Source organism: Cutibacterium nasicola (assembly GCF_051303185.1).
Lineage (GTDB): Bacteria > Actinomycetota > Actinomycetes > Propionibacteriales > Propionibacteriaceae > Cutibacterium.
In genome coordinates, this window is record NZ_JBPPGE010000003.1 from 352,970 (window position 1) to 368,924 (window position 15,955).

Genomic DNA, 15,955 nt, shown 5'->3' on the forward strand with positions numbered 1-15,955 from the left:
GGGCAACCGCACCAGGTTTGCGAGTCAGTGGGGAAGAACGGCGGCAATCCAGGGTGATCTCTCGGTGTGCTCTCGGAGCATCTGTTCGGCAACCGTGACCGAGTCGACCAGCGGGTGAATGGCAAGAGCCTTGACCGCTGCCCGACGGTCCTTGTCACGTGCGGCTTCGATGATGAGCATCTCGCACTCCTTGACGGTGGCCACCAACCCGAGCTGGTGACCACTCAACTGATGAGGGTGCAGTGCTGCTGGACCTGCTGCGTCGACGGTGCACGGGATCTCGACCACGGCGTCGTCAGGGAGACCGGCGAGGGCGCCGTCGTTGCGTGTGTTGAGGATGATGGAGGTCCGGACGTCCCGGGAGATCGCCTTCATGATGGCGACGGCCACCCTCTCGTACCCACCACCGGTGATGTCCTCCTCGTCGCGCTCCTCCCCGTTCCCGCGGGACTCCTTCATGTACGTCGCGTCGCGGGAACGATGCACGTCATTCCAGATGTCGAGGGAATTTCGCTGTTCCGCAGATGCCTCCTGATAGAAATCGTGCTGGGTCCGGCGCAGGTATTCGCCGCGTGTTTCGTCAGCCCGGGTGATGGATTCAATGGCGTCACGATTGAAGTAGTAGTAATAGAGATATTCATTGGGAATGGAGCCGAGGATCTGTAGCCATTCCGAACCGAAGAGACGACCCTCCTCCGTGGTGCGCAACCGGTCGGGGTCGGCCAACAGCTCGGGGAGGACGTCGCGTCCCTCGTGACGCAGCTCGTGGAGCCAACCGAGGTGATTCAGGCCCGAGTAGCGGAACTGGGTTCGTGCCGGATCCAGGCCCAGTGCGCGTGCGGCCCGTCGACCCAGTCCGATCGGTGAGTCACAGATGCCGATGACACGGTTGCCCAGCACCGACTGCATGGCCTGGGTGATCATCCCGGCCGGATTGGTGAAGTTGATGACCCAGGCGTTCGGAGCCGTCCGGGCCACGGCATGGGCGATGCGCATGGCCTCCGGAAGGGTTCGCAGGCCGTAGACCAGACCTCCGGCCCCCGTTGTCTCCTGACCCAGCAGGCCATGACCGAGGGCCACTCGCTCGTCGCAGCAACGACCCTCGAGTCCTCCCACGCGGATCGCCGAGAAGACGAAGTCGGCCCCCTCTAGTGCCCGGTCCAGATCCGTTGTGATCGAGGGATGTCGGGAGGTTCCCATCTCCTCGGCCTGAGCCACGAGTACCGACCTCATGATCTCCAGACGGGGCTGCGAGGTGTCGTACAGGCAGATGTCGTCAATGGCACACTCGGGGTCACTCAGCACTGCATTGTGCACGAGTGGGACGCGAAATCCGCCGCCGCCCAGAATTGTGAGTTTCATGCCAACAATACCTCCACATCAGCTTCACGAATTTCATTGATGACGCCGTCCGGAGTGGCGGAGTCGGTGACGAGTACGGAGAAGTCGCCCACGGGTGCGACCTCGAGATTCCCGCTCCCGGGGAACTTGTCGTGATCGGCCAGCAGGACCGTCCTGTCCGCATGGGTGAGGATCGAGCGTTTGATTCCCACCTCGACGTAACTGGTGTCGAGAACCCGGCCCCGTGAGACACCGCTGGTTCCCAGGAAGGCCCAGTTCGCCGAGATCCTCGCCAGGACGTCCTCGGTGATGACGCCGACGAGACTCTGGTAGGACCGCCGGAGCTTCCCACCGATGACGATGACCTCGGTCGTGCTGTCATGACGGAACTCGTCGAGGACGGGCAGGCTCGAGGTGAAGACGGTCAGTGGTCGACCGACGAGGTAGTGGGCGAGCCGGCAGGTCGTCGTCCCGATGTCGATGATGACCGAGTCGCCGTCCTTAACGAGTTCGGCGGCTCTCCGGGCGATGGCGTCCTTGCTGGGGCGGTTGTGGCTCAGCACGACCTGGAAGGGGTTGTTCTCGTCGGAGTCGGACCGGTCGTGGGCGGCCATCGCGCCACCACGAACCCTGCGAATACGTCCACTGCGGGCCATCTCGTCGAGATCCCTGCGTACCGTGGACACACTGGCGTCCACGGCAGCGGCCAGTTCTGTGACGGTGCAGGTGTCGCGGCCGGCGAGAAGGGTTGCCAGTTGGTCCTGTCGCATCTCCTTCATGGTGATCACCCTAACACTCAAAAACGCTCATGTTGTTCCAAACATGATGGAATTTCGGCGCAAATGGTTGCGATCCGGATATCGTCGTTGCATCATGAGGTCAGATGGACTATCCAACGGAGGACTCCGATGACGCGACCAATCGCCTGTCCCACTGGCCGACACGGCTGGACTGATGTCGCGCTGTGCGGCCAACTCTTCGTCGACATGGTGTTCGCTGATCTGGCACGCCTGCCCGAGGGCGGTGAGGAGATCTTCACCACGACGATGGCCATGGCTCCCGGTGGCGTCGCGAATCTGGCGGTCGGCCTGGCCCGACTGGGAGCCCGCGTGGATCTGTCCACCGACGCCGGGGACGACCTGCTGGGCCACCGGATGCTGGCGATCCTCGATGACGAGGGTGTCGGCCTGCAGAACGTCGCGACACATCCCGGCTGGGTCACACCCGTGACCGTCTCTCTGGCACAGGCGGACGATCGCCGAATGATCACCTACCAGACCCCCACGCCTGATTCCCACGACCGGAGAATCGTCGGGCACCCTCGTGCCGTGTTCGTCGACCTCGACCCGCGACGTGACCAGCACGTCGACATTCCCGAGGGGGCGATCGTCGTGGGGGATCTCGGTTTCGACGAGTCGGGCAGGTGGGACCTTGACGCGCTGTCCCTGCTGGACCGTTGCGACATCATCGTTCCCAATTCCCTGGAGGCCCGTGCCCTCACCGGGGTGTGGACCGTTCAAAATGCGGCCGCAGTTCTCGCGTCCCGGGTGCCGACGGTCATCGTCACCGACGGCGCCAACGGTGCCTGGGCGGTTGATCCGGACAATCCCGAGGGATTCCCGGTGCGTCCCGTTGAGGCGTCCATGGTCGACGCCACCGGGGCTGGCGACGAGTTCGACGCCGCAGTGCTGTGGGGAACCCTGAACGGCTGGCCACTGGCACGCACCCTTGACCTCGCGAGTCTGTGCTCGGCCCTGACCGTCGAGGGACTCACCGGTTCCCTCTCGACCCCCGGCTGGACCGAGATCCATCAGTGGTGGTGGACCATCGGTCGCTCCGACGAGGAGTTGGCGACGCGATTCGCCTTCCTCGCCGACTGCCCGGAGGGCACCGGACCAGCCCGTCGACCGAACCCCACGGTGGCCACACCCTGATCACATCGTCTTCACCATCGCAGGCACACCACGCCAAGGAGGGCACACCATGAGGAACAACCAGGTCAGCAGAAGGACGGTCATCGAGGGGTTGGCGGTCGCCGTCCTCGCCGCTGGATGTGCTCCGGGTTCCAACAGCGGATCCATCTCGAGTCCGAAGGTCGAGCCCTCCTCGGTCAAGACCGACGCCAAGGCGATGGGCGACGTCACCCTGACGGTCTGGGACCAGGAGGTCCGTGGTGGTGGCAACGCTCAGATGACCCGTCTCATTGCGGATTTCGAGAAGAAATACCCGAACATCAGGATCAAGCGGGTGTCGAGGTCCTTCGACGACCTCACCAAGACCCTGCGCCTGGCGCTGTCCGGCAATGACGCCCCCGACGTCGTCCAGGCCAACAACACCCGATCCCAGCTCGGCCAGTTCGTCAAGGCCCGTCAGCTCATCCCATTGGACCAGTACGCCAAGGCCTACGGATGGGACAAGCGCTACCCCGAGTCGGTGCGTGCCACCGCGTCCTACTCCGACGACGCCAAGACCTTCGGAGCCGGCAAGCTCTACGGTCTGCCCCAGGTCGGCGAGGTCGTCGGCGTCTACGTCAACAAGGCCAAGCTCAAGAAGGTCGGCCTCGAGCTGCCGAAGACCTGGGACGACTTCGAGTCCGCCCTGGGCAAGGCGAAGGGCGCCAACGAGGTCCCACTCATGCTCGGAAACCTCGACAAGTGGCCTGCCATCCACGTCCTGGGTGCCGTCCAAGGGCATTTCGAGGACCCCGAGGCCGTTCGCAAGCTCGGATACGGCAACAAGGGAGCCACCTGGCAGAGTGACGGCAACCGGAAGGTCATGGAGAGAATCCAGGAATGGGTCAAGAAGGGTTACTTCAACTCCGGGGTCAACGGACTGGGCTACGACCCGGCCTGGCAGCAGTTCTCCAAGGGCAAGGGCATCTTCCTCATCGGCGGCACCTGGTTGGGTGCCGACCTGGCCAAGGCTATGGGAGGTGACGTCGAGTTCATCCTTCCCCCGCCCGCCAAGGCCGACGGGGTCTCGTACACCACCGGTGCCACCGGTCTGCCCTTCGCCGTCACCAGCAAGTGCAAGACCCCCGATGCCGCTGCTGCCTTCATCAACCACATCACCAGTGCCGACGCCATGGAGGTCATTGCCGAGACCGGAAACCTGCCGGTGGTCGAGACGACCGACCAGAAGGCTTCCGACGACATGACCGAGGATCTCCTCGACGCCTTCGGCAAGGCCTCGCAGGACAACTCCCTGCTGCCCTACCTCGACTGGGCGACCCCGACGATGAGCGACACCCTCGGGGCGGCGTTGCAGAGTCTGTTGGCAGGTGAGGCCTCCCCGGAGGACACCCTCAAGACCCTGGAGAAGGACTACGAGGACTTCGTGGGGAACCAGAATTCGTGATGAGAAGGAACACAACCCCCAGCCGAGGAGCGCCGGGTGAGCCGAGGCGGGTGGCATGGCTGTACCTGCTGCCCGGCTTCCTCATCTACGCCGCCTTCTTGCTCTACCCCCTCATCCGGTCGGTCCAGATCTCCCTGTACGACTGGGACGGGATCACCCTGGGTACGTGGGCGGGACTGGGAAACTACCGGGCGATCTTCTCCGACGAGAAGCTCGGCGTCGCCTTCGTGCACTCGGCTGTTCTCATCATCTTCTTCGCCCTGATACCGCTGGTCATCGGGCTCGTCGTGGCGGCCATCATCGACCGGGGCAGGATCCGGGGAATTCCCTTCTTCCGGACGGTGATCTTCGTGCCCCAGGTCGTCGCCATGGTTGCCATCGGTGTGGCATGGCGCCACATCTTCGAGCCCGACGGTCCGCTCAACGTAGCGCTGCGCGCCATCGGACTGGGAGTGGCCACCAAGGCGTGGTTGGGGGACAGGGGCTGGGCGTTGCCGAGTGTCGGCATCGTCGGGATGTGGGTGGAGATCGGTCTGGTGACCGTCCTTATGCTGGCCGGGATGAGCAGCATTCCGCGCGAACAGTACGAGGCCGCCCGCCTCGACGGTGCCGGACCGATCCAGGAATTCCTGAGCGTCACGCTGCCGTCGGTGCGTCCGCAGATAGCGGTGTCCCTGACGATGACCGTCATCGCCGCGCTCAAGACCTTCGACCTCGTCTACGTCATGACGAAGGGCGGGCCGGGGTACAGCACGACCGTGCCGTCGTATCAGGTCTACCACCAGGCCTTCGAGCTGGGCCGCGTCGGACAGGCCGCGGCCGTGGGCGTCTTCCTGACCCTCATCATCTTCGTCATCTCGGTCGGAGTCCAGCGCATCGGGAAGGAGGGCTGACATGCGAACCCGTACCAGTGAGACGGTCGTCAACTACGTCATCCTCGTCCTGTTCTGTCTGTTTGCCCTGCTGCCCTTGGTGATCCTCGTGCAGGCCGCGATGGGCCATGACGCCGGGGCTCCGGGAGGTCTGGTGAACTTCGGCCAGGCCTGGACCCAAGGACATTTCGGGCGCTCGATGCTGGCCAGCATCACGGTGTCCCTGCTCGTGGTCATCATCGCCACGGTGGCGTCGATCATGACCGGTTATGCCTTCGGGACGATGCGTTTCCGCGGCTCGACGGTGATGTTCTATGTGTTCATCCTGGGGATGATGATGCCCAGTGAGGCCATCATCGTGCCCCTGTACTTCGACATGAGGACGGTGGGTCTGACCGACACGATCTGGTCGGTGGTGGCACCGCAGACCGCTCAGTCGATCGCCTTCGGCACCTTCTGGCTGCGGACCTACTTCCAATCGGCCGACCGCTCCGTCGTCGAGGCTGCCCGGATCGACGGCCTCAATTCCTGGCAGACGCTGTGGCGGATCGTCGCCCCGCTCGGGCGTTCCTCGATCCTCACCCTGCTGGTGCTGGAGTTCATGTGGACGTGGAACGAGTTCCTCATCCCGCTGGTCATGACGACCAAGGACTCCCTGCGAACCGTGCCTCTCGGGCTGGCGTTCTTCCAGGGGCAGTACACCCAGGGATTCACGTTGTTGGCCGCCGGCTCGGTGATCATCTCCCTGCCCGTCGTCATTGCTTACGTCATCCTGCAGAAGTACTTCATCGCGGGCATCACCGAGGGTGCCGTGAAATGACCTCGCCCGGGGCCCGGATCGTCAGGGTCACGGCGTCTCGTCCATGACGGGCCGCGAAACGCTGCTGAAGCGGTGACCCCCGACTCCGGACCCGGTGGTCGGGGTAGGGGGTCGAATCGCTCTCAGGGCCTTTCAAAGTCCGTCTCGCGGATTCCACTGTCCGGTACCGCGCAGGATTGCGGTAGCATTAGGGCGTTGAGCTCTCCGTCGGCTCACGACATCCGACGGTGACGCCAGGCCCGGAGGTCACCGTGACCTCTGTAGAGACACAGGAGCGCATTGCCCGTGAGCCAGCCCGAGATGCCCGAGTCCGTGACCAACGGGGACACCCCCGAGGACCTTCTCATCGACGCCACTGATCATCCTGACGTTCTCAACTCGGATCTTCCCCCGACGACCGTCGACGGGTCCTATGACGCCGGTCAAATCACCGTCCTGGAAGGTCTGGAAGCCGTTCGGAAGCGTCCTGGCATGTACATCGGTTCCACCGGTGAGCGCGGCCTGCACCACTGCGTCTACGAGATCGTCGACAACTCCGTTGACGAGGCGATGGCCGGTTACTGCGACACCATTCGGGTCGAGCTACTCGATGACAACTGGTGCCAGGTCACCGACAACGGACGTGGTATTCCTGTCAAGGAACACCCCATCGAACACATCCCCACCGTCACCTTGGTGCTGACCAAGCTCCACGCCGGTGGCAAGTTCGGCAATGGCGGCTACAAGGTCTCCGGCGGTTTGCACGGGGTCGGTTCCTCGGTCGTCAACGCCCTGGCCTCCCACTTCGTCGTTGAGGTGAGACGCGATGGCTACCACTGGCGTCAGTCCTTCAGTCTGGGAGAACCGGACGGCTCATTGGAGCAGTGCGAGGCCCTCGGCCCCGACGACCATGAGGGCACCACGGTGCGTTTCCAGCCGTCTGACGAGATTTTCGATGCCATCGTCTTTGACTACGAAACGCTGTCAAACCGGTTCCGCGAGATGGCCTTCCTCAACAAGGGTTTGCGGATCACACTCACGGACCGTCGTGCCGACCACGCCGATGACGAGGGAAACCCGGTCCACGAGGACTTCCTCTACAAGGAGGGCCTCAAGGATTACGTCCGTTTCCTCACCGGCACCCGCGACGTCATCAACCCCACCATCATCTCGTTGGAGTCCCACCGTCCCGAGGAGGGCATGGGTCTGGAGATTGCGATGCAGTGGAACACCTCGTACACCACCAGCGTCCACACCTTCGCCAACGCCATCAACACCATCGAGGGTGGCGCCCACGAGGAGGGCTTCCGTGCTGCCCTCACCAACACCGTCAACCGGTGGGGCGAGACCTGGGGACTCATCAAGAAGCGTGAGGACCGCGTCTCCGGTGACGACATCCGCGAGGGACTGACCGCCGTCGTCTCCATCAAGCTCACCGAACCGCAGTTCGAGGGCCAGACGAAGACCAAGCTCGGCAACGCCGAGGCCAAGTCCTTCGTCCAGAAGGCCCTCAACGAGAAGCTCTCCGACTGGTTCGAGGAGAACCCCAATGAGGGCAAGAACATCGTCCGCAAGTCCCAGGCCGCTGCCCAGGCCCGAGTGGCAGCCCGCAAGGCCCGCGACCTGGCTCGTAACCGCAAGGGTCTGCTGGGCTCGACCTCTCTGCCCGGCAAGCTCAAGGACTGCTCCTCGACCAACCCAGAGGAGTGCGAGATCTTCATCGTGGAGGGTGACTCCGCCGGTGGATCAGCTTCCCAGGGCCGCGACCCGCGAATCCAGGCGATCTTGCCGCTGCGAGGAAAGATCCTCAACGTCGAGAAGGCCCGTCTCGACCGCGCGCTGAGCTCAGAGACCATCGAGTCGATCATCAACGCGCTGGGAACCGGCGTCCACGAGGACTTCGATCTGGATAAGTTGCGCTACCACAAGATCATCCTCATGGCTGACGCTGACGTCGACGGCGCGCACATCCGCACCCTGCTGTTGACCCTGTTGTTCCGGTTCATGCGTCCGGTCATTGACGCCGGGCACGTCTACCTGGCCCAACCACCGCTGTTCCGGCTGCGCTGGACGAACTCCCCCCATGAGCTGGCCTACTCCGACGAGGAGCGCGACCTGCTGCGCACCGACGGTCTGGCCCATGGCAAGAAGCTGCCTCAGGTCAACCCGATCCAGCGCTACAAGGGTCTGGGCGAGATGGACGCCGAGGATCTGTGGGACACCACCATGGACCCCGACAAGCGCCTGCTGCTCCAGGTGACCCTTGACGACGCCGCCCTGGCCGACCAGATGTTCTCCATCCTCATGGGTGAGGACGTCGAGCAGCGCCGATCGTTCATTCAGCGTAATGCCAAGGACGTTCGTTTCCTCGACATCTGAACATCCCCTCGAACCTCCCTTCATCCACTGATCATTCAAAGGACACTCCATGGCTGACGACGAGAAGCCCGACGAACAGAACCAGGCGGACCGTCAAGGATTGGTGACCGGCCGTCACGTCGGAATCCAGCCGGTCGAGATTCGCAACGAGATTCAGAGCGCTTACCTCGACTACGCGATGAGCGTCATCGTCGGGCGAGCCCTGCCCGATGTGCGCGACGGCCTCAAGCCGGTGCACCGTCGCGTCATTTACGCGATGTACGACGGCGGATATCGTCCCGATCGCGGGTGGAACAAGTGCTCCCGCGTCGTCGGCGACGTCATGGGTAAGTATCATCCCCACGGCGACTCGGCCATTTACGACACCTTGGTGCGACTGGCTCAGCCCTGGGCGATGCGCTACAAGCTGGTACAAGGCCAGGGCAACTTCGGTTCCCAGGGCAACGACGGTGCCGCGGCCATGCGGTACACCGAATGCAAGATGGCTCCGCTGGCCATGGAGATGGTCCGCGACATCGACCAGGACACCGTCGACTTCCAGCCCAACTACGACAACAAGGAGACCGAGCCGGTCGTCCTGCCGGCCAGGTTCCCGAACCTGCTCGTCAACGGTTCCTCGGGCATTGCCGTCGGTATGGCCACCAACATCCCGACCCACAATCTGCGCGAGGTCAACGAGGCTGTGCAGTGGTCCCTGGCACACCCTGAGGCCTCCCAGGAGGAACTGCTCGAGGCGTGCATGGAGCGGATCAAGGGCCCGGACTTCCCCGGTGGAGCCCTCATCGTGGGTCGTCAGGGGATCGAGGACGCCTACCGCACAGGTCGTGGCTCGGTGACGATGCGCGCCGTCATCGACATGGAGGAGGACAAGAAGGGACGCCAGTGCCTGGTCGTCACCGAATTGCCCTACATGTGCAACCCCGACAACCTCGCCACCAAGATCGCCGACCTGGTGAACTCCGGTCGCATCAACGGCATCGCGGACATTCGTGACGACTCCTCGGCCCGTACCGGTCAGCGTCTGGTCATCGTCCTCAAGAGGGACGCCCAGCCGCGCGTCGTCATGAACAACCTGTACAAGCACACCGCGCTGCAGGACACCTTCGGCTGCAACATGCTGGCCCTGGTGGACAACGTGCCGCGCACCCTGCGTCTGGATCAGTTCATCAGTTACTGGATCGATCATCAGATGGAGGTCATCCGCAGGCGTACCGAGTACCGTCTGGCCCAGGCCGAGAAGGACGCTCACATCCAGCGAGCCCTCGTCAAAGCCCTCGACATGCTCGACGAGGTCATCGCCCTCATCCGTCGCTCCCCGAACACCGAGGCCGCCAGCACCGGCCTGCAGGAGCTGCTCGACATCGACGAGATCCAGGCTCGCGCCATCCTCGACATGCAGCTGCGTCGTCTGGCCGCCTTGGAGCGCCAGAAGATCATCGACCGTCTCGAGGAACTCGAGCGTCTCATCGCCGGGTACAAGGCCATCCTGGCCAGCGAGGATCGTCAGCGCGAGATCATCTCGACCGAGCTCGCCGAGATCGTCGAGAAGTACGGTGACGAGCGTCGCACCCGCATCATCGCGGCTGACGGGGACTTCTCCGAGGAGGACTTCATCCCCGACGACGATGTCGTCGTCACCATCACCCGTGGTGGTTACGCTAAGCGCACGCGCACCGACCTCTACCGCGTGCAGAAGCGCGGTGGCAAGGGTGTTCGCGGTGCCAGCCTGCGTGCTGACGACGAGGTGGCCCAGCTGTTCACGACCACCAACCACCAGTGGATCCTTTTCTTCACGAACATGGGCCGTGTCTACCGCACCAAGGTGTGGCAGCTGCCGGAGGCCGGCCGTGACGCCAAGGGTGGTCACGTCGCCGGACTGCTGAGCTTCCTGCCCGATGAGAAGATCGCCCAGGTCATGACCCTGCGCTCCTACGAGGACGCCGAGTACCTGCTGCTGGCAACCCGTAGGGGCCTGGTCAAGAAGACTGCCCTCAAGGCCTACGACTCCTCCCGTCAGGCCGGCGTCATCGCCATCAACTTCCGTACCGAGGACGACGAACTCATCGGTGCCGAGCAGTGCTCGGCCGAGGACGACGTCCTGCTCATCAGCCGCAAAGGTCAGGCGATCCGGTTCTCCGCCGGTGATGACCAGTTGCGGCCGATGGGTCGTGCCACCTCCGGCGTGACCGGCATGAAGTTCCGTGGTGACGACGAGCTGCTGTCGATGTCGATCATTCACTCCGACATGCCTGAGGACGACCGCTTCATCTTCACTGCGACCGACGGTGGCTACGCCAAGCGCACCGCCGTCTCGGAGTACCGTCAGCAGGGACGTGGTGGCCTTGGCATCAAGGCCATGGCCCTGAACGAGGAGCGTGGTTCCCTCGTCGGTGGCCTGGTGGTCAGCGAGGCTGACGAGATTATCGCCATCAAGACCTCGGGTCAGATCACACGGTCGGCCGTCTCCGAGGTTCCCGCCAAGGGACGCTCGACGATGGGGGTGAAGTTCGTCTCCGTGCACGGTGACGACGCCGTCTCGATCATCGCGGTGAATCCCGAGCACGAGGTCGAGGAGGACGTCGAGGAAAAGGCTGTGGAAACCGCCGAAGGTGGTGCCACGCAGACCGAATCCGGGGATGTGCTTCCGCAAGGCGATACTGTGGACGACGACCGTACCGTCGATACGGCGGAAAGCGACATGAAGCCGGAGGACAACGGTGAGTGACGAGAAGAAGGTGACGCATCCGGGTCCCGACGACCCAGAGGCGACGCACTGGACTGCCGGTGAAGCTCGTCGTACCTTCCAGCAGAAGGGCCAGCAGCGCCGCGACCCGCGTCAAGAGTCTGATCGCAAGCGGACGACGGCGTCGACCCCTGCGGTGAAGCGCGCCGACGCGAGAGCGACGACGTGGGAGAAGGCGCCCAATCAGCCGGATTCCCGTCCCGCCCAGGCGCATCAACCCGCCCGCGCTGCCAGGCGTACCCGTAAGGCCCGGCTGCGTCTGACGCGGGTAGACCCGTGGTCGGTCATGAAGACCTCCCTGCTCTTCGGTGTCGCCGGTGCCATCATCTTCTTCATCGCGACCTGGATCATCTGGGGCATCATCGGTGCCTCGGGTGCCTTCGACTCTATGAACAAGGTCGCCAACGACCTCATCAGCTCCCCGAGCTCGAACTCGAAGTTCCAGTTGTCCGATTACGTCAACACTGGCCGAGTGCTGGGTCTGACCGCCCTCATCGGTGCCATCAACGCGGTGCTGTTCACAGCCATCTCGACCCTGTTCAGCTTCCTGTACAACCTGGCCGCTCAGATCATGGGTGGCTTGGAGGTGACCCTCGCGGAGGACTGAGGACTTTGAAAGTGCGGAAACGTCCCCGGATGCGTGAGCATTCGGGGACGTTTTGTGTTGTCCGACGCGACGTCACATACCAATCCCACTGGTCTGACGAGGACCGCTGCCAATTCCCTTGACACGGGGTTCCTCGTTTGCTTTCATTTATGCCATACATCTGTGGAAACGTTTCCACGGGTGAGGTCGGGGACAGGCCCCGGCGACCTCGGACTCGATGACGAGAGGAGGGAAAGGTGGATCGCAAATCGACGATCAAGGACGTCGCCAAGCTGGCCGGTGTGTCCCTCGGGACAGCATCTCGCGTTCTCAATGGCAGTTCCGCGACCTCGGAAGCGTCGCGTACTGCAGTGCGCAAGGCGGCCAAGGAGCTCGGTTATCTGTCGAACGCTCATGCCAGGTCGCTGCGTTCGGCCCACACCGGCGTCATTGGTCTGGTCGTCCCGGACATTCGAAACCCGTACTTTGCCGAGCTGGCATCAGTTGTGGAGAACGCCTGCCTGGCCCATGGCTGGGCCACCTTGCTGTGCAACGCCGATGAGTCCCCTGACCAGTTCAACCGATACGTCGACACCCTTCGTCGTCAGCGAGTCGACGGTGCGATCGTCACCCCGACCGGCTTGGGAGAACTTGCCGTCAAGGACCTGGTCGACGACGGGGTCCAGGTGGTCTGCGTGGACCGTGAGGTCGCGGGGTCGTCACTGCCCTCCGTCACCTCTGATCCGTGGAACGGAATGGGGGAGGCCGTCGATCACCTGTTGGAACGTGGGCACCGCAGGATCGGTTTCATCACCGGCCCCCAACAGACGTCGACTGGTTTGGAGCGTTACCAGGCCTACTGCCAGCTGTTGGCCGAGCATGATGTCGACGTCGTCGATGACCTCGTGGTGGAAGGTGACTACCAGGAGGAATCGGGACGCGTCGGTGCCGGACAACTACTCGATCGCGGTGCCACCGCCGTCTTCGCCTCCGACTCGCTGATGTCGATGGGAGCCCTGCGAACCTGCCTCGACAGGGGAGTTCGCATCGGTGAAGACATCGACCTGGTCGGTTTCGACGACCTTCCGGTGTTCAGTCTCACCAATCCGGCCCTCACCGTCGTTGCCCAGGACATCGACGCCATGGGAAAGGTGGCCGTTGATCTGCTGGACCATGCCATGGCTGGTGAACCGACCAGCTCCGCTCGACTGGACACCCATCTCATCGTCAGGGCATCAACCCGAATGGTCAAGGAGGACCAGTGACAACATCGCCAGTACTTCGACTGGACCACGTCAGTAAGGCTTTTGGGCCCGTCAAGGTCATTGAGGACATTTCCGTGGACGTCATCCCGGGCAGGGTGCGCGTCCTCCTCGGTGAGAACGGAGCCGGAAAGTCCACCCTCATCAAGATGATGAGCGGTATCTACCACCCAGACTCGGGATCCATCGTCATCGATGGCAACCCTGTTGACCTTCCCACCGTCAAGGCTGCTGAGGCCGAGGGCATCGCGACGATCCACCAGGAGCTCAACCTCGTTCCACAGATGTCGGTGGCCGAGAACATCATGCTGGGACGTACTCCCAGCCGTGGTGGACTCGTCAGTTGGGGTCCGATGCGAGCCCAGGCCCGTGCCGCTCTGGAGCGGATTGGCCTGGACGTCTCCCCGGATCGGCTCGTCGGGTCGCTGAGTACTGCGCACCAGCAGCTTGTGGAGATCGCGAGAGCTCTCTCGATGGATGCCAGGGTGCTCATCCTCGACGAGCCCACCGCTGCCCTGACTCGCAAGGAATCCGGTCAGCTCTTCGAGGTGATGGACGACCTCAAGGCCAAGGGCGTGGCGATGGTGTTCATCTCCCACCACCTCGACGAGATTTCGCGCGTTGGTGACGATGTGTCCGTGCTGCGCGACGGCACCCTCGTCGGTGAGGTTCCCGCCTCCACCACCGAGCGCGAGCTGGTCAAGATGATGGTCGGCCGTGACATTGACGACCAGTTCCCGCGCCACCGCGGCGAGGTCGGAGAGGTGCTGCTGTCAGTCAAGGGACTCAGTCGTGAAGGGGCATTCCAGGACGTCGAATTCGAGCTGCATGCCGGCGAGGTGTTGGGTCTGGCCGGCCTGGTGGGAGCCGGACGTACCGAAGTCCTGCGAGCCGTTGCCGGGGCTGACAAGTACGACTCCGGCACCGTCCGCGTTCATGGCAAGGAGCTTCCGGGCGGAAAGGTATCCCGCGCGATTGCCCATGGCATCGGCCACGTGCCCGAGGAGCGCAAGTCCCAGGGACTGGTCCTGGACGCCTCGGTCAACGAGAATCTCGGTTACGCGACCATGAAGTCGACTTCCCACGCCGGTCTGGTTGATCGATCCGGCCAGCGACGACGAGCCCAGGACGTCGCCGGGAAACTGCGGGTGCGGATGGCCGGTCTGGATCAGCCGGTGCGCAACCTGTCCGGTGGCAACCAGCAGAAGGTCGTCATCGGTCGCTGGATCCTCGCGGACTCGTCAATCCTGCTGCTCGACGAACCGACCCGAGGGGTCGACGTCGGTGCGAAGGTCGAGATCTACCAGCTCATCAACTCCGTCACCGAAGCCGGGGGAGCCGTCCTCATGGTGTCCAGCGAATTGCCCGAGGTGATCGGGATGAGCGATCGAATCCTCGTCATGGCCCACGGACGGGCGATGGGGACCCTGGATGCCAGGACGGCCACCGAGGATGCCGTCATGGAGTTGGCAGTGGCCTCCGTCGATCCCGTCGATGAAAAACCAGAATGACCATTTCTGAATCCGAAAAGTATTGAAACAATGTCGTCTTGTCTCGATCGGCGATGATCGGGAAAGGAAATATCATCGTGACCACCGCAACAACAGCCACCACTCAAAAACCGTCAGTCGGTAGGAGAATTGGTTCCTGGGCCCTCAATCATGGTGCCCTTGTCGGTCTTATCATTCTGTGTATTGCCCTGTTCATTGCCACCCCGGTGTTCCTCACCGTGCCGAACATCATCAATATCGGCATTCAGGCAGCCGTGGTGGCCATCATGGCCTTCGGTATGACCTTCGTCATCGTCACCTCCGGCATCGACCTGTCGGTCGGTTCCGTCGCCGCGCTGTCGGCCATGGTCTCGGCGTGGATGTTCTCCAACGTCGGTCTGCCGGGATGGCTCACCCTCATCATCGGCCTGCTCATCGGTCTCCTCGCCGGGGCCGCCTCCGGTCTGGCCATCGCCTACGGAAAGCTGCCGGCCTTCATCGCGACGCTGGCCATGATGAGCGTCGCTCGTGGCCTGACTCTCGTCATATCCGGTGGAACACCGGTTGCCACGTCGGATGCGGTGGACCACCTGGGTGCGGACCTCGGTCCGATCCCCGTCCCCGTCATCATGTTGGCTCTGGCTGGCGTGGTGTGCTGGTTCATCCTGTCGCGCACAGTGCTCGGCCGGTCCCTGTACGCCATCGGTGGCAACGAGGAGGCTGCTCGCCTTTCCGGAATTCCGGTGCGTCGCATCCTCGTCGCCGTCTACGCCCTCGCCGGTCTGTTCGCAGGCTTGGCCGGCCTGGTGCTGGCCGGTCGCCTGTCCTCGGCTCAGCCCCAAGCGGGTATGGGATATGAGCTGGATGCCATCGCCGCCGTCGTCATTGGTGGCGCCTCCCTGTCGGGCGGTTCTGGAAAGGCCAGCGGTACCTTCATTGGTGCTGTCCTTCTGGCTGTCATTCGTAATGGCCTCAACATTCTCAATGTGTCCTCCTTCTGGCAGCAGGTCGTCATTGGCTGCGTCATTGCCCTGGCTGTCGGATTCGACGTCCTCAGGTCCAAGAAAGAGTCCTGAGCACAATATTGGCAACTGAAAAACACTGTTGAAAGATGAAAGGTGGAACG

The 15,955-nt window shown here is 63.2% G+C and carries 12 protein-coding genes; 10 read left to right on the forward strand and 2 right to left on the reverse strand.

Annotated elements, in window-relative coordinates; all coding sequences use genetic code 11:
• Positions 1 to 24: 24 nt before the first annotated feature.
• Entirely contained in the window at positions 25 to 1,362 is a 1,338-nt protein-coding gene (locus ACSJJT_RS07310) for a 6-phospho-beta-glucosidase (RefSeq protein WP_435917652.1), read from the reverse strand.
• Positions 1,359 to 2,120 (reverse strand): DeoR/GlpR family DNA-binding transcription regulator, encoded by a 762-nt coding sequence (locus tag ACSJJT_RS07315; protein ID WP_435917653.1) that lies wholly within the window; start codon positions 2,118 to 2,120, stop codon positions 1,359 to 1,361. Before ACSJJT_RS07315 ends, ACSJJT_RS07310 begins: the two co-directional genes overlap by 4 nt.
• Before the next feature lie 129 nt (positions 2,121 to 2,249).
• On the opposite strand from ACSJJT_RS07315, the gene ACSJJT_RS07320 reads away from it, so the two are divergent.
• The 10 genes from ACSJJT_RS07320 (at position 2,250) to ACSJJT_RS07365 (ending at position 15,905) form a co-directional block, all read left to right on the forward strand.
• Complete coding sequence (locus ACSJJT_RS07320; protein WP_435917654.1) at positions 2,250 to 3,275, forward strand: carbohydrate kinase family protein; 1,026 nt, start codon at positions 2,250 to 2,252, stop codon at positions 3,273 to 3,275.
• Positions 3,276 to 3,324: 49 nt separating this feature from the next.
• Positions 3,325 to 4,698: an ABC transporter substrate-binding protein gene (locus ACSJJT_RS07325; protein WP_435917655.1), complete on the forward strand. Its 1,374-nt coding sequence runs from the start codon at positions 3,325 to 3,327 to the stop codon at positions 4,696 to 4,698.
• Complete coding sequence (locus tag ACSJJT_RS07330) at positions 4,698 to 5,591, forward strand: carbohydrate ABC transporter permease (RefSeq protein ID WP_435917656.1); 894 nt, start codon at positions 4,698 to 4,700, stop codon at positions 5,589 to 5,591. Before ACSJJT_RS07325 ends, ACSJJT_RS07330 begins: the two co-directional genes overlap by 1 nt.
• 1 nt (position 5,592) lies before the next feature.
• Positions 5,593 to 6,390: a carbohydrate ABC transporter permease gene (locus ACSJJT_RS07335; protein ID WP_435917657.1), complete on the forward strand. Its 798-nt coding sequence runs from the start codon at positions 5,593 to 5,595 to the stop codon at positions 6,388 to 6,390.
• 300 nt (positions 6,391 to 6,690) lie between these two features.
• Complete coding sequence (gene gyrB / locus ACSJJT_RS07340) at positions 6,691 to 8,748, forward strand: DNA topoisomerase (ATP-hydrolyzing) subunit B (RefSeq protein WP_435917712.1); 2,058 nt, start codon at positions 6,691 to 6,693, stop codon at positions 8,746 to 8,748.
• Positions 8,749 to 8,797: 49 nt separating this feature from the next.
• Positions 8,798 to 11,473, forward strand: coding sequence for a DNA gyrase subunit A (gene gyrA, locus ACSJJT_RS07345; RefSeq protein ID WP_435917658.1), 2,676 nt, complete (start codon positions 8,798 to 8,800; stop codon positions 11,471 to 11,473).
• Positions 11,466 to 12,098, forward strand: a complete 633-nt coding sequence (locus tag ACSJJT_RS07350) for a DUF3566 domain-containing protein (RefSeq protein WP_435917659.1) — start codon at positions 11,466 to 11,468, stop codon at positions 12,096 to 12,098. Before gyrA ends, ACSJJT_RS07350 begins: the two co-directional genes overlap by 8 nt.
• 236 nt (positions 12,099 to 12,334) lie before the next feature.
• Entirely contained in the window at positions 12,335 to 13,342 is a 1,008-nt protein-coding gene (locus tag ACSJJT_RS07355) for a LacI family DNA-binding transcriptional regulator (RefSeq protein WP_435917660.1), read from the forward strand.
• A complete protein-coding gene (locus ACSJJT_RS07360; RefSeq protein ID WP_435917661.1) occupies positions 13,339 to 14,850 on the forward strand; it encodes a sugar ABC transporter ATP-binding protein in 1,512 nt (503 codons plus the stop codon). Before ACSJJT_RS07355 ends, ACSJJT_RS07360 begins: the two co-directional genes overlap by 4 nt.
• A 53-nt stretch (positions 14,851 to 14,903) precedes the next feature.
• A complete protein-coding gene (locus tag ACSJJT_RS07365; protein ID WP_435917713.1) occupies positions 14,904 to 15,905 on the forward strand; it encodes an ABC transporter permease in 1,002 nt (333 codons plus the stop codon).
• Positions 15,906 to 15,955 lie beyond the last annotated feature (50 nt).